Genomic DNA, 15,374 nt, shown 5'->3' with positions numbered 1-15,374 from the left:
TTTCACGACAAAATGAAAGATTAAATTTCTTTTTCGCTACAAAGTTACACATATTTCATCATTTTCCAAAACTTTTGCTATAAATAACAACGGCTTGTCAATTTTTATATTTTTCGTCCATTACGACGATTTTGCGTAACTTTGCATCATTAAACCAATTATCCTGACTCTCTAAAAACTCTAACCGCCTATAGATCATGGCTTCATTCTCCATTATCTCACCTGCCTTCTCGACGCGCAAGGCTGTTGTAAAGGTCACACGGAAATTCTACACCTTCTGCAATCTGCTTATCGTTCTCAATGCTCTTGCATTTGGACTGCTTACCGACATTTCTATCGCCGACCGCATCGGGCCGGAACTCGAATCGTTCTGCGACCTGAGCATACTGATCTTTATTGTCGAGCTTATGATCAGGCTCTCGCTCGAAAAAGGTCGCTTCTTCACAGGACGCAACCGCTACTGGAACTGGTTTGACACAATAATAGTCGTGCTGTCATCTGCCGCACAGTTAGGCACATTCTCCTCCTTCCGTGTGTTCAGAATATTCCGTGTGTTCCGCCAGCTCAACATCCTCCGTGTGGTCCGTTCGGCCGACAAACTTAAACTTATTGTCGAAGCCATCTTCAATGCGATTCCCGGCATGCTATGGACCACCATATTGTTTGTCATTATCATGTACACTTATGCACTTTTAGGCTCGACTTTCTTTGGCAATGAGTTCCCTGACTGGTTCGGCAACGTATGGCGCTCCATGTATTCTCTCTTCCAGATCATGACTCTGGAAAGCTGGTCGATGGGCATAGCACGTCCGGTTATGGATATTTATCCTGCAGCATGGGTCTACTTTGTGACTTATGTGCTGATAGCGTCCTATGTCATTCTGAACATCGTGGTCGCTCTCGTGGTGAGCTCGCTTCAGGAAGTAACTGCTAAAAACGAAGCCAAGAAATCACAAATGCTATCAAGAGACGCACTCCGAGAGGAAATGGAAAAACTCCAGCGACAGATCGATGTGGTCAATGACATGCTGAAAAATTCAAAATAATCCGTCTGCGGAGGATATTTTTACCACCTTATTATATATAAGAGGACATAATTATATATAAGAATTGTCGGATACTGCATCATCAGGTCTGCCGTGTCAAAAGAAATTTATTTTCTTCCTCTGTCTGTGGCTTCAGCGGGCAGAAAGAGCGCAGATTGTCTTCGAGATGCTCCATATAGGTCATTCCGCTCAACACAGTCAGCACTCCGGGCCATGTTCCGGCAAAGCGGAAGGCCCATGAAGCCACGCTCCGTTCAGACTCAGCCTGTTTCAGACGGCTCACCACATGGTCATGAAGATTCGACAGACGGCCGCCGAGAAGCGGTTCCATGATTATGGCCGGAATGCCACGCTTCTCCAGTTCGCCATAGAGATATTCCGCATCGGTATTGCGCGGATTGATTTCCTTGGCATGATGCCAGTCGAGATAGTTGAGCTGAATCTGCACAAAATCCCATTTATATTCGTCATGGCGCGACAGCAGGTAATCAAATACCTTTATGTCACCATGATACGAAAATTCAAGATTGCGGATGCGTCCGGCTTCACGCTCCTTGAGTAGAAAATCAAGGATACCGTTGTCCATGTAGCGGTTTTCAAACTCTCGCATTCCGTCAGTTCCCATTCCGATGGCATGGAGGAGCATATAATCAATGTAGTCGGTCTGTAACTCTTTCAGAGAATTGCATTTCGGAATCCGGGAAATTCAAAATCTCCCGTAATCGAGCAGGAGGTAAACACCTGATGATTAGTGTTTGCCTCCTGCTCGATTTATATGTCACATTATACCCAATGTCCACAAGTGCGGGCCAGCACTTAGAGCCGGGTCGACAACAAATGCAAAGGCCGGGAAAGAAAGTTAGCTTTCGATTGCATCTTTTTTTTGCTTCTTGCACGCTTTGAATCAGTCGTGTACATCAAGTACAATCCTGATTCAGCAGTGCACAATCTGCTGAAAAATCTGCAGCCCAGACGTTAACAGTTATTGTCGAACCGGCTCTTATTTACCGAAGCTGTGGTGATGGGAGATTATGGCTTCGCTCAGCAGACTGTAGATTTCTTTTGACTGACCATCAAGAACAGATAGATGCTTGTTGACTATAGCCAAGTCGCCCCTGACAGCCGGGCCGGTCTGCCCCTTTTCAGGAGATACAGCGAATGCTTTTTTTAGAGTCTCTTCAAGCAGCGGATGCAAAACCTCAAAGGGCAAGTCTTCTTTTTTAAGCAATTCCGAGGCGATGGTCCACAGATAGTTCGTAAAGTTGCAGGCAAACACAGCCGAGATGTGCATCATCCGTCGAGTATGACTGTCGGCATGGTAAATATGCGAAAACACCGGCGTGGCAAACCTACGGATCTCTTCTTCAACGCCGGAAGTGCATCCCTCTATAAACAGAGGCACTTTCGAAACATCGACCTCCACACCTTTGGAAAACGTCTGCAACGGATAGAACACGCCATAACGTTCCGACATTGGCGCCAAGACCTCCATTCCGACCGAGCCGGAAGTGTGAAGCCACAGAGCATTGCCCCTTTTCGGCATACGGCTGACAAGCGGACCTATGGCATCATCCACGAGACTGACAAGATAGACCTCAGCATCATCACAGATAGCTGCTTCTGAATCAATTGCTTGAGCATTTTGCAATTTGCGTGTCAACTCACGCGCCGACTGCAATTTACGACTATAGACCTGCACCACCGCTCCGACCCCTGAACTTTCAATAGTCGGTGCGAGATGCGAGGCCACATTCCCGGCCCCTATAACAACTATGCGCAACGGAGCGGAGGCATCAGAATTTACCGATGTGCACATTCTCCCATTTCAGTTTTTCAAGATCCTGAGGTTTGCGAACCTCGTCTTTATGCCCGAATGTCAGCACACAAACTACCGGACATGTTTCGGGAATGCCAAGCAGCTCCTGAACATACTCTTCTGAAGGGGTTCCGTCAGCCGTAAAGCGCCCATGCACCTGAATCCAGCATGAACCAAGGCCGAGCGCCTGTGCCTGCAGCTGCATATAAGAAGCAGCTACGGAACCATCCTCAACCCACGGTTCGGTAGCTGTACTGTCAACCGCGACCACAACAGCAAGCGGACATTTGGATATCGGAGCCGCACCCATCGGCTTGCACTGGGCGAGACGCTCAAGCATGTCAGGCTCTTCCACAACAACAAAGTGCCAGGCGCGCGCAGATTTCGATGTGGGAGACAGCAAGCCTGCTTCCAGAATGAGTTTTACTTGTTCGGGATCTATTTTTTCTGTGGTGTAGCGGCGTATGCTGCGACGCTCCACGAGCATTTGATTGAAGTTCATGGATTGAATAATATATAATAATGTAAGAGGGGATTTAAAATCAGTTACTATCGGCGACACACCCACACTGACGGATAAGTCTTGGATATGTAAGCCGAAAGCCGACGGGCCTCTTCTATAGTCGGAGCCGATGCGACATAGATGCGGTAATTCCCGGCCATCTCGATCACACGCAGGGATGTATCACCCACATAATATATGTGGCGGTTGGCTGATGCCAATGTGGGGAACGAGCCGACAACAAGCAGATAGCGCTGCGGCGCTTCTTCCGTCTGCTCTGCCGCACAGTCAGACTGAGCCATATCAGGCTGCTCTGCCGGCATTGCGATATTGAGCACTATTTCGCGGGACACATCCTCATCAGCAGCTACCTCAAAAACCGGAGCCGACTGCTCAATGCGCGAGCTCAGTCCGGTGTCAAGCGAAGCCGAGTTTACCTTTGGTCCGTTTATAAGACCGGTGGTGGAATAGAGTATCCCAAGCGCCACCATAACAACAATAAAAGACGCAACTATTTTAAGCGGGGCGGGTATTGCCACAATTCTCTGACGGGCGCAAGCCCCACCATCTTCTGTGGAGTCATCTGAAACCAGAGGACAGCAATCCACAGACGCAAAACTTTTACACATTCTGAGAGGCAACGAATCTGCCGCAGGCTCAAAGACGGGATATTCGGGACTCGCCCCGCGCATAAGCATTCCTAATCCACCCAAAGGAAACTCCCCGGCCACATCAAGCTGATGATGAAGAGAGGCCACTTCAGTTTCGAGATCCATCCTGGCTGCTGACAGGGAAATCCCATTGCGCCGCGAAATACTCCCTATGAGCATCGCATCATTGTGGCGCACTTCCGGATTAAACCCGACGGTGCGCGAAGGCGGCATAAACACGTGGCGCCGCGAGTCATAGCGCGCGCCCTCATCATTAACGATGAACGCGCCAAGCCCCGGCACGACCACGCAGTCATGATGCAGGAGCAGGAATTCTATATGTTGCGCTATGTCAATCACGGCGCAAAGTTACATAAAATTCCCCGCTCCTGCAAATATGAATCAAGCAAGAATCACTTCTTACTTCTCATTATTTTTGTCGAGATCCACAGCATCGAAATTCAGCTTGTCTTTCATTTCTTCATCAGCGGTCATGATCACCGGCCGCTTGCCGTTGACAGTCACATTCTTGAGTTTCACATCCGGATAATTGCAGCGGAAAATATCCGATTCAGCCTTTACAGTCACGTTCTCAAATTCGAAATTTTCAACCTTGTCATCAGGATTAGCCGCAATAACTCCAAGACCGTTGCATTTCAGGTCGACATTTTTGATCGAAATATTGCGTATCAGCCCCACAGGCTTCTCATCCGTGCCTTCCAGCGAGAAAAACTGCTTCCACGGAAGCACCTCCACAACCGAACCACAGCGGCCGGTAACATTTTCAATTCTGATATTTTCATATACCTGATATGTGTCCGGGCGCATCTTCAGACGCAGCAGCGAACAGTCGTTGTCAAGACGACAGTTGCGCAAAACCACATTATTCGCATGAACACACTCGCTTCCAAGAGTCAGAGTACCGTGGAGATTCGGGCCAAAGACACAACCCTCGACCAGAACATCGGTCACGCTGTCATTTTCATGAGACTTATGGGCAAAAACGCCCTTGCCGCCCTTCAGACATACGCCATCGTCATCGCAATTGAGATAACAGCCCCTAACGATCACTCTGTGACAACCGTCAAGATCTATCGCATCGCTGCTCGGAGCTCTGACAGGCTCACGCGGCGCCTGCACCTCGCAATTCTCCACGATCAGATCATTACACAGATAAAAATGCGAAGTCCAGAATGCCGAGTTAATCATACGCACACCGCTAAGCCGGGCGTTGTCGCACCCCCACAGAAAAACAAGGCGCGGGCGGCGCACTTCAAGGTTGGTCCAGCTGCGGTTTTCCTCACGGGCCCGTTCAAGATTATCCCAGAACTGCACCCAGAATTTATAACCGTTGCCATTGATTGTGCCGGGGCCGTTTATTTCAAAACCGTCGACATGGTAGGCATTGATAAGCGCCGCATGATAATAGATGCTGCGACCCTCCATTCGAGATGGAATAAGCGGATAATCCTCTATATTGTCCGACCCTTTGATCACCGCGCCTTCCTCCAGACGCAAAGTAGTGCCCGGTTTGAAAAATAGAGCGCCGCTGAGAAATGTCCCCGGAGGCACGATGATCTCTCCACCACCCATAGTCTCAGCCTTATCGATCACACGCTGGATCGCAGCCGTCTGCACTACGGTGCTATCGTTGGCTACTCCATGATCAGTCAGCTTAAATCTTGGCGCAACCTTTTCGCCCTTGAACACACGGTCAAGAAATCCGACTGCCCGTTCAACAGTGGTCTCGAACCAGGGATGGAAAAACCAGAAAGTGTGAACATCAACAGGTATGCGATGTCGTTCGGTATAAATACCAATAGAATCATATACAGCCACCAGCTCATCACGGCCATCGCTATACCGTGGGAGACCACTGTTAATAAAGCAGACGGGAGCCGACTTGGGAGTAATCCACAACAAGGCCGAAGCCTCTTTCCAATTTTCTGGAGAATCTTTATAGAGTCCTCCGAGCCATTTTGCGTTCACAGGCAGTTCCCCCTTCTTCTGAAGGCGCTCTTCCGCATCCGCAATATTAGACTCCGAGACAAAAGTCGCGATGCCGTCCATGCTGATAACAGCCTGCACATCGCTTGAAGTTTTACGCCACTGTCCTTTCCCCTCATGACGCCTGGAGCCGTTGGTCACACCGGCAAGAGTGGCAAGCTGCGCACCGGCCGAACACCCAGACACCGCAATGCAATCAGGATCAATACCGTATTCCGCCGCATGAGCCCTTACCCAACGTATTGCCGTCTTAACATCATGCAAGCCTGCGGGATAGACAGCTTCCGGAATCAGCCGGTACTCCACGGGTATTGTCACATAGCCGTTTTTAGCAATCTGCTGCGCCATAGGCACCTGCAAACTCTTGTCACCGGAATTCCATCCACCACCGTGGATCATCAGCAGAGCCGGATAAATCTTTTCATCATCCGGACGGAAAATATCCACATGGAGATCACGGCGGCCGTAAGGAGTCTTCGGGAGGGTCGAATAAACCACATCGCGATACTCCCTGACGCCGGCTGGCAATTCAGGCAGGGCAAGGACTGCCTCCGGATGGTATTTCCGGATTTTTTTATTGGTGGAATATGCCGTAAAAGATGTGTCACGCGGAATTTCCGGAGCCTTGCTCCATCCGACAAGCGATGACATAAGACAGGCAGCAAATACAACTGTAGCCTTTTTCATATCCATTCTGTTTCTTTTAAATTCTGATTAGCGCTTAATCACTTTATCTGTAACCACCTTGCCATTACTGTAACGGATACGGCGGATATTCAACCCGTCGGCGGGCACCAGAAGGTGCACACCGCGCAGGTCATAATACTCAATACTTTCGATTTCCGACCCTACAAACACATCTTCAATCCCGGAATCAACGCCTTTACATGCAGGATAATATTCATCAACCGCATCGACAGCGCCCTCATTGCCGGCTTTCATGATTTTCTCAACGAGCGAGTTCAGATATACTTCAAGATTGGTGTACCATCCCTTTTCAGTATCCAGCGTATATTTCGCACCGTCAGAAGCATCATCAGGATCAAGGCCGTTGGCAATTTCCCAGTCATCAGGCATGCCGTCGCCATCGGTGTCAAATCCGGCCGGACGCACATTCTCCGGCAACTCCGGGAAACTTGCTGTCTTAGGATTGGCTTCGCCATCCGGATCATTTATAAAATCAAGAATACCTTTAGTATTTGAAGTAGGATATTTTTTGTCATCCTTTACATAGGCCACATCACCATAATAAGTCACAGTCCCGGTGCGGGTTTCTTCCATATAACGGGCATCGACAGCATCACGATAAAGACTCGATCCGGAATAAGCCATAACCTTTTCATATGCGTCCACAGCCGAGTGGGTGGTGACTTCTCCCGGATCAACCTGCTCGTCGAGCTTAAGCTTCACACAATCAACACCTGAAATGCTGACATATGTCACGTTTTCTCCGAACTGATGACCGGCATCAGGGATATAGCGATCTTCACCGATCATTTTCAGGCCGCTGTCATATTTAACCCCGGACCAGTCATAATTTTCCGGGGAAGATGCCGCAGCCATATAATTCCCGCTCACATAGTAGCGCGATGAAAGGCCATAAAGCTCAGGGTGCTTCGAATCGGCATTTCCGGATGTTGCAACCGACACCTGAGTGACAGTGGTTTTGTTTTTGGTGCCAGGTCCGGCCTTATAATAATTGTTCACCATATTTATATAACCGCCACCGGGGCCTCCATAACATGCCGTACCGGTACCCCAGTTATACATGAGGCAATTCCTGAAATCCACGCGTTCGGCATCAACAGCTGAAGAATACTTGCTTGTATCATATCCGGTCCATCCATAGCGTGAACCATTGAAACGCGGCGCTCTATTCTGCACATGCGCTATAAAATTATGATGGAACGACGCATTCTTTCCGCCCCATATGCCACCATAGCTATGAGCGCCCTTTGTATGTCCGGGGTTTGCGAGTCCTTCACCAAGAGCACACCACTGCATGGTAAAATCACGGTTATCATAGAACGAAGCGATTTCGTCAATGCTCCATGAAAACGAGCAATGGTCAAGCAGCAGATTTTTCCTGTTACGTTCCCATATGGCATCAGCTCCGTCATTTGTATCTCTGACCTGCGAACGACGCGAGCGAATGAAACGGACAATGATATTGTCGCCACTCATCCGTAGAGTGTAATATCGCAAAGTGATACCACCCTCCGGAGCAGTCTGGCCTGCAATAGTAGTATTTTTGGAAATTTTAAGATCCGCTGCAAGATCAATATAACCACTTACGTCAAACACTATAGTCTTTGTCCCGCTTTGATTCAAAGCCCATCGGAGCGAACCTTCAGCCGGATTGTTGGCATCGTCTGTAAGATTGGTCACATGAATGACTTTTCCGCCACGGCCTCCGGTTGTATAACGGCCATGACCTTCAGCGCCCGGAAAAGCCGGAGCCTGAGCGGAAACTAAAGAATGTCCTGATGCCAGCAGCAATAACAGAACTGAGATTGTTACTTTTTTCATTATAAGTTCATTGTGCTCCATCAGCACAAGTTTTCATGGTTTGGAACTAATTTTAGCACAAAATTAGTAAAAATCAGCCATTATCCTGTGGCTGCAACCTCGAATTTAGACTTATTTAAATTTATCCGAAACCCGCGGGATAGATGCAGAGACATACGGCTGCGGAGACATACGCAGATTTTAAGATGATTCGGTTTGATCTTTTAGCAAAAAGTTGTAATTTTGTGGAGATGGAATAAACCTTCCTAATCCTAACCTCATTATCGTGAAACAAGTAAAGGATTTCATAATCATCGAGAATATCAGCATAAACAGCAGTTATTCCAAGCTGATATTATCGCCGGCTGACGGAGCCATTCTGCCAGTCATTCTGCCGGGACAATTCGTGCAGGTAGCAGTCGAAGCCCCGGATGTGTTTCTGCGCCGTCCGATATCGATCAACGACGTAGACCGTGAGTCAAACACTCTGACCCTGCTTGTCAGAAATGCCGGACGTGGCACAGCCGCCCTTATCGGCATGAACGCCGGAGAAAAACTTAACATTCTGCTTCCGCTCGGCAACGGGTTTACCACCGAATGTAAAGCCGGATCACGGCTACTCCTCATAGGTGGCGGCGTCGGTGTCGCACCCCTGCTCTATCTCGGACGCGAGCTCAAGGCCAAAGGCCACCATCCGGAATTTCTCTTGGGTGCGCGTTCGGCAGGCGACCTGCTGTCACTTGACGAATTCCGCAGCATCGGCCCTGTACACATCTGCACCGAAGACGGATCGGAAGGCATAAAAGGCCTCGTCACCACACACCCCACGCTAAGCGAAAGCTATGAGCATTATTATTGCTGTGGACCGGCGCCGATGATGAAAGCCATAGCGTCCATAGCCTATAAAAACGGCACAAACTGCGAAGTCTCACTTGAAAACATGATGGCATGCGGTCTCGGCGCCTGCCTGTGCTGTGTAGAGAAAACAGTCAAAGGCAATGTGTGCGTCTGCACCGAGGGCCCTGTGTTCAATATCGAATCCCTTACCTGGAATCAATAAAAATGGCAAATCTATCAGTCAACATAGGAAAGCTCCAGCTTTCAAACCCGGTGATGACCGCATCAGGCACTTTCGGCTATGGCGAAGAATTCACTCCGTTCATAGACATCAACCGCCTCGGTGCATATATAATAAAAGGTACTACCCTCAACCATCGTGAAGGCAATGACTATCCACGCATGGTCGAAACTCCGTCAGGTATGCTCAACGCGGTAGGGCTGCAGAACAAAGGTGTGGACTATTTCATCGAACATATCTACCCGCGCATCTGCAGTCTCGGATCAAAACTGATTGTCAACGTCTCCGGCGCAAATGTCGATGACTATGCAGAGACAGCCCGCAGGCTTCACGGCCTCGATGATGTAAGCGCCATTGAAGTCAACATTTCGTGTCCGAACGTGAAGGAAGGTGGAATGGCTTTCGGCACTACCACAAACGGCGCGGCAGAAGTAACCCGCGCCGTGCGTCAGGCTTACCCTGACAAGACACTCATTGTAAAGCTTTCGCCCAATGTAACATCCATAGCCGACATCGCCAAAGCTGTTGAAGCCGAAGGAGCCGACTCGGTCTCGCTCATCAACACCCTTATGGGCATGTCGATTGACGTAGAGCGTCGTAAGCCTCACCTTTCAACAGTCACCGGCGGTCTTTCTGGCCCTGCGGTACGTCCGGTGGCAGTGCGTATGGTCTGGCAGGTGGCCAAAGCAGTCAGCATCCCGGTGATCGGCCTCGGAGGCATCATGAATGGCCGTGACGCCATCGAATTCATGCTTGCCGGAGCCACTGCTGTTGAAATCGGCACAGCCAACTTTATAGACCCAGCAGTCACAATGAAAGTCATTGATTTCATGGAAGACTACTGCATCCGTCATGGGATCAATGACATAAACGAAATCGTCGGCTGCATCTGACATAACAATCAACCCGAATGAAAAATTTCCGTATCTCTCTTCTTCTCCTTGGAAGCTTAGCTGTGGCATCCTGCAGCCATCTGAGCAAGGAAGCCCGTCAGATTATCGGCACATATTACAACCCTGAGTTGTCACAGACTGAACCCGTGATGCAACTGCGCAAGGATGCTACATGCACAGTCACCGCGATGAAACCGGGTGTGCTCACATACAGCGTGGACGGCAACTGGGATGTGGCCAATGACTCTCTGATCATAGAACTCACCCCCGGCTCCATTCACTTTGACGGAGACAGCACTCTGATCGGAGATATTCCGACACGAGTGGCTCGGAAAATAATTTCACACAATGACTTCTCTCTTCAGCTTGAAAGCGGCGGAGTAAGCTACCTCTTCCAGCGCCGCAATGAATGACAACCACCTAATGTCTCACTCAGAATCTTTACAATGGCACACAACCTGAAATATCTTCTGGCAGTAACTATTGTCGGATTGTCGCTGTCAACCAGTTCGTGTGGCAAAGGCCATTCGGTTTCCGATCAGTTTGCCGCAGCGGAAATAGCTATTGCCGATGAAGACATGAATGCGACCCGCGACATCTGCAACGGCATCATGACCTCCGCCGAAAAAGAGGGGATCGAAGCCTCTGACTATGCCCGGCTTTCAATACTCTATATGCAGCTCAATGACCGTACGGACAATCCTGATGACATCCAGCTGGCTGCCCGCTGCTATCGGGAGGCTTTCAAACTGAATGCAGATTCGGCCCAGAATTTCTATCGTACGCTCCCGGTAGAGCAGGAAAAATACGCCATGACCCTATCTACCATAGTCCATGCGCTGGACAATCCGCGCGAAATCCCATCGGATCATGACTGGGAAGTTCCGGCCACTGAAATTGGCAAAGTCACTGATCCGGCCGTTGTCGATTCCATCAATCAGGACTGCGGACATATCCACTGAAACAACATATCCTATGACAGCCTCGCCGGCCCCCTTGGCCGGCGAAAGCATTAAACATAATCTTTTTTAAACGCCTCTGAATTTGGACTGGAAAGATCTGTTATCCCAGAAAATCGCATCAGGCGAGATAGACCGGGAAGAGTTTATTGAAGAAAAGCCGACCCAGGCAAAAGAGCCTGAGACCATTGAAGTAATTCTTGACAAGAAAGGGCGCAAAGGCAAAACCGCCACTCTTGCGGTCGGGTTCAAATGTGACGAGAACAGGCTCAAAGAAATTGCGTCGCAACTGAAATCGCGCCTCTCAACCGGCGGATCGGCCCGCTGTGGAGAGATTCTCATCCAGGGCGACCGCAAAGAAGAGTTGAAAAAACTGCTCTCTGAAATGGGCTATAAGGTCAGATAAAACCATAGCCCTCCAGCGCCACATCATATACAGCAAGCACCTCCCCCTGTTTCCTCCTTTCAATGATTAACATCTACAAGGCTTCGGCCGGTTCCGGAAAGACATTTACCCTTGCCCGTGAATATATCAAACTGCTTCTCGGCAGAAAAGATGAATCGGGCAGATACCATCTGCGCAAATCTGCAAGCGGATCACACAGATCCGTGCTGGCCATCACGTTTACCAACAAGGCCACAGAGGAAATGAAAATCCGAATCATCCATGAACTTGCCGTCATTGCCGGACTGGAGAAAGGCTGGACCAAGACAAGCCCCTATGAAGCTGATCTGTGTGCTGCATTCCGCTGCACATCCGAAGACCTGAAAGCCGCAGCCGCCACTGCATTGCGCGGCCTGCTCTACGATTTCAACTTCTTCAGCGTCTCGACCATCGACTCCTTCTTCCAGCTCATATTGCGGTCATTCGCACGCGAAGCTGAAGTGTCAGGCAACTACGAACTTGAGCTTGATGACAAGGGTGTGATAGGAATGAGTGTTGACAAACTGCTCCAAGACCTCAACCACGGAGAACAGACTGCCCGCACGAATTATCTCATCAACTGGCTTTCCAGCTACATGACTCATCTGATCGAGGACGGGCGCACGTTCAACATATTCAACCGCAGTTCATATATTCACCGTGATCTTATTTCATTCATCAACGACATCACTGATGACGTTTTCCGGGAAAATGAGAGCCGGTTGATGGAGTATTTTGCCGATGAAAAGAAATTTGACAATTTCAAGAACCACATATATAATATAATAGGCAAAATCACCCGCCAGACTGCTGCCGCATGCAAGGCTGCGGTAGATGCCATTGATGACAAAAAATCACGTGACATAATCTTGACGAATGTCTACAAGCCCCTTGTCAAATGGCAGAAGAACGGCTATGACAGCAAGGCTCTTTCCGCTACGATAGCCAAGGTCGAAGACGACATAGAGCAGGCATACGTCAAGAAAGGCAAGACATCGCCGCTACGCACACCGGAACTCGACGGGCTGATAAGCAATGCCGTGGCATCAATGTCATTCTGCGCAAAAAATGTCAGACCGCTGAAAATCATAGCCGCGAATCTCTATCAGCTGGGTATGCTTTCGACTCTTACAGCATATCTTGACAAATTCCGGCAAGAAAACTCAACTATTCTGCTGAGTGACACCAACGCGCTTATTGCAAAGATCATAGGCAACGAAGACGCTCCGTTTCTCTATGAAAGAGTCGGAGTGTGGTTCAAGCATTATCTGATCGATGAATTTCAGGATACATCCCACAGTCAGTGGCAGAACATCAGGCCACTGATCAGCGAAAGCCTTGCCTATGATAACGACAATCTTGTCATCGGTGATGAAAAGCAATGTATCTACCGCTTCCGAAACAGCGACCCCACCCTGCTGCACAATCTCCACACCGAAGAAATGGCCCAGGGACGCACCGTCATCAGCGGAAATACCATTGAAGAGAATACCAACTGGAGATCATCGGCCGATGTTATCAGATTCAATAACACTTTTTTCTCCGCTTTGGTGAAAAACCTTGGATATGAGGACATATATTCCAATGTAGCCCAGCAGATTTCACCGAAACACCTCTCTCACCGCGGCTATGTCAGAGTCAAAGTCTATTCCGGCACGAAGAAAGAAGACTGGATGACCGAGGCTCTTGACAATCTGACCGTGGAACTGCGTCGCCAACTGATGTCGGGCTATCGTCCGGGGGACATTGCTATCCTTGTCAGACGATGGGATGAAGGAAATGCAGTGATCGGTCATCTTGAGGATGTCAGGAAAGCAGATCCGTCGTTCCCTGTGTTCAGGATCGTGTCAGACTCCTCGCTTCTCATCGGCAACTCTCCTGCGGTGTCTCTTATTCTGAGCCGGCTGCGTCTTCTTTCATCTACGGATTTCTCTACAAGTCCGCGCAAAAAGACCCAACGCGAGATAGCCAACCTCATCAACCGTTACGAATCACTGCGCACCGACAGCGCCATGACCCCGGCCTCCGCTCTCGATCTCGCTTTACGTGCAGAGGGAAATACCGTCAGCGAAATGGCTGACCCTAAGAAAGAGTCCGGATCAACCGGTCAGAACCCGACTTCAATCGACCTCGTATCCCTGGTCGAGAACATCATTGTCAATTTCGTTCCCGAAAAAAGCCGCCGTGATGAAAATCTCTACCTCACCGCATTTCAGGATCTGGTCACTGAATTCGTGGGGCGCGGGCAGGGTGACATACGAGCATTCCTGAGGTGGTGGGACGAATCAGGCCACAAATCGGCTGTAGCCGGAGCCAAGGACGACAGCGCGCTCAACATCCTGACCATCCACAAATCCAAAGGTCTGGAATATCCCTGCGTGCACATTCCATTCGCCCAGATGAACAGCGGGTCACATTCGGAACTCGCCTGGTTCGAGATTGATGAAATTCCGGGCGTTCCGACCGACTGCATTCCGCCGATGATTCCGCTGAAACTGTCATCGTCAATGGAGGGGACTGTCTTTGCCGACAGGTACGCTGAAGTGACAGCCCAGGCAAAACTTGACACTGTCAATCTTCTGTATGTGGCTTTCACAAGAGCCGTCGATGAGTTGCATATAGGCATAACTTCACCAGAAGCAAAGGGTGCAAGCATAGGTCCTGACATCTACAATGCCTTGACAATGTGCGATCCAACCTTCTGCCGGGGTCTCGAACAGATCAATGGCATTCACGATCTCTCGCAATCGCCATTCACGTCATTCTCGCTGGCCGACAGCCTGATCACTCTCGGCCAGCCATCGGTCAAATCGACAGAAGAACATGCGGAGAAAACGTCTCTCACTCCATCAAGACTGCTTGAAGTGGATTGCTACGACTCCAAGTCACACCGTTCGTTCTGGGACAATACGCATCTCGAAGAGAAATATTACAATATCGAAGATGCCCGCGACCGCGGCATAATGCTTCATGACACAATGGCTGCAATACGCACGGTGGCAGATGTACCGGTGGCAGTCAATAATCTGCGCCATTCAAAAAAAGCAAAAGAACTGACAGAGACGGATATTGAGGAAATCCACGCGATCATAGAGAGCAGGGTAAAGGATCCGCGGGCGGCCCGATGGTTCGACGGCTACACGCGGCTGCTGATAGAGCGACCTGTGGTTCTATCTCCGTCAGAATCACGACGCCCTGACCGCGTGGTGTGGACCGCCGACGGCCATATCGACATCATCGATTTCAAAAGCGGATCGCAGCCGGCAGGCAAATATCGCCGGCAGCTGATAGAATACGCCCGTCTGCTCGCGGAACTCGGATATCAGAATCTCCGTGCCTATCTTTACTATCTCGACAGTGGCGAAATAGTTGAATTTGCTGTCTGACAGAGCAAAATATTGCTATTTTCTTGAAAAAACAGCAAAAATATAACATTTTTACAGCTCTGCACACTAATTTTATTAAATTTTATTTGGCAGTTCCTCTAAGAA

Annotated in this window: 12 protein-coding genes and 1 pseudogene; 7 read left to right on the top strand and 6 right to left on the bottom strand. The window is 49.4% G+C overall.

Features of this window, described 5'->3' with window-relative positions:
• The first annotated feature begins 197 nt into the window (after nt 1–197).
• Nucleotides 198–1,046 carry an ion transporter gene (locus E7745_RS09865; protein ID WP_107031899.1) on the top strand — a complete coding sequence of 283 codons (849 nt, stop codon included), beginning with the start codon at nt 198–200 and terminating at the stop codon, nt 1,044–1,046.
• Nucleotides 1,047–1,108: 62 nt separating this feature from the next.
• Here the strand turns inward: E7745_RS09865 and E7745_RS09860 are convergent.
• From E7745_RS09860 to E7745_RS09835, 6 genes and pseudogenes are all read right to left on the bottom strand, one after another.
• Nucleotides 1,109–1,731 (bottom strand): annotated as a pseudogene (locus E7745_RS09860) (aldo/keto reductase); the annotation flags it as partial.
• 315 nt (nt 1,732–2,046) lie between these two features.
• Entirely contained in the window at nt 2,047–2,862 is an 816-nt protein-coding gene (locus tag E7745_RS09855) for a Rossmann-like and DUF2520 domain-containing protein (RefSeq protein ID WP_136408756.1), read from the bottom strand.
• Nucleotides 2,840–3,364 (bottom strand): nitroreductase family protein, encoded by a 525-nt coding sequence (locus E7745_RS09850; RefSeq protein ID WP_136408755.1) that lies wholly within the window; start codon nt 3,362–3,364, stop codon nt 2,840–2,842. The genes E7745_RS09855 and E7745_RS09850 overlap by 23 nt, the downstream gene beginning before the upstream one ends.
• A gap of 47 nt (nt 3,365–3,411) precedes the next feature.
• Nucleotides 3,412–4,374 (bottom strand): hypothetical protein, encoded by a 963-nt coding sequence (locus E7745_RS09845; RefSeq protein ID WP_136408754.1) that lies wholly within the window; start codon nt 4,372–4,374, stop codon nt 3,412–3,414.
• 60 nt (nt 4,375–4,434) lie between these two features.
• Entirely contained in the window at nt 4,435–6,708 is a 2,274-nt protein-coding gene (locus E7745_RS09840) for a glycosyl hydrolase family 28 protein (protein WP_168182083.1), read from the bottom strand.
• Nucleotides 6,709–6,735: 27 nt separating this feature from the next.
• Nucleotides 6,736–8,550: a pectate lyase gene (locus tag E7745_RS09835; protein ID WP_240740288.1), complete on the bottom strand. Its 1,815-nt coding sequence runs from the start codon at nt 8,548–8,550 to the stop codon at nt 6,736–6,738.
• Between the two features lie 265 nt (nt 8,551–8,815).
• Here E7745_RS09835 and E7745_RS09830 point away from each other — a divergent pair, with 265 nt between their 5' ends.
• The 6 genes from E7745_RS09830 to E7745_RS09805 all read left to right on the top strand — a co-directional run bounded on the left by E7745_RS09830 (nt 8,816) and on the right by E7745_RS09805 (nt 15,269).
• On the top strand, nt 8,816–9,589 hold the full coding sequence (locus tag E7745_RS09830) for a dihydroorotate dehydrogenase electron transfer subunit (protein WP_136408752.1): 774 nt from the start codon (nt 8,816–8,818) through the stop codon (nt 9,587–9,589).
• Nucleotides 9,590–9,591: 2 nt separating this feature from the next.
• Nucleotides 9,592–10,500: a dihydroorotate dehydrogenase gene (locus tag E7745_RS09825; RefSeq protein ID WP_107031893.1), complete on the top strand. Its 909-nt coding sequence runs from the start codon at nt 9,592–9,594 to the stop codon at nt 10,498–10,500.
• 17 nt (nt 10,501–10,517) lie between these two features.
• The gene (locus E7745_RS09820; RefSeq protein ID WP_107031892.1) at nt 10,518–10,913 is read left to right on the top strand and encodes a hypothetical protein; all 396 of its coding nucleotides are present in this window, start codon (nt 10,518–10,520) and stop codon (nt 10,911–10,913) included.
• Between the two features lie 33 nt (nt 10,914–10,946).
• Nucleotides 10,947–11,462: a hypothetical protein gene (locus E7745_RS09815; RefSeq protein WP_107031891.1), complete on the top strand. Its 516-nt coding sequence runs from the start codon at nt 10,947–10,949 to the stop codon at nt 11,460–11,462.
• Nucleotides 11,463–11,544: 82 nt separating this feature from the next.
• The gene (locus E7745_RS09810) at nt 11,545–11,865 is read left to right on the top strand and encodes a translation initiation factor (protein WP_160631349.1); all 321 of its coding nucleotides are present in this window, start codon (nt 11,545–11,547) and stop codon (nt 11,863–11,865) included.
• Between the two features lie 62 nt (nt 11,866–11,927).
• Nucleotides 11,928–15,269: an exodeoxyribonuclease V subunit beta gene (locus tag E7745_RS09805; protein ID WP_136408751.1), complete on the top strand. Its 3,342-nt coding sequence runs from the start codon at nt 11,928–11,930 to the stop codon at nt 15,267–15,269.
• Nucleotides 15,270–15,374: the final 105 nt, after the last annotated feature.

This window comes from Duncaniella sp. C9 (genome assembly GCF_004803935.1).
Lineage (GTDB): Bacteria > Bacteroidota > Bacteroidia > Bacteroidales > Muribaculaceae > Duncaniella > Duncaniella muris.
Note: the sequence above shows the minus strand (reverse complement) of the source record. Positions and strands in the feature narration are given on the sequence as shown.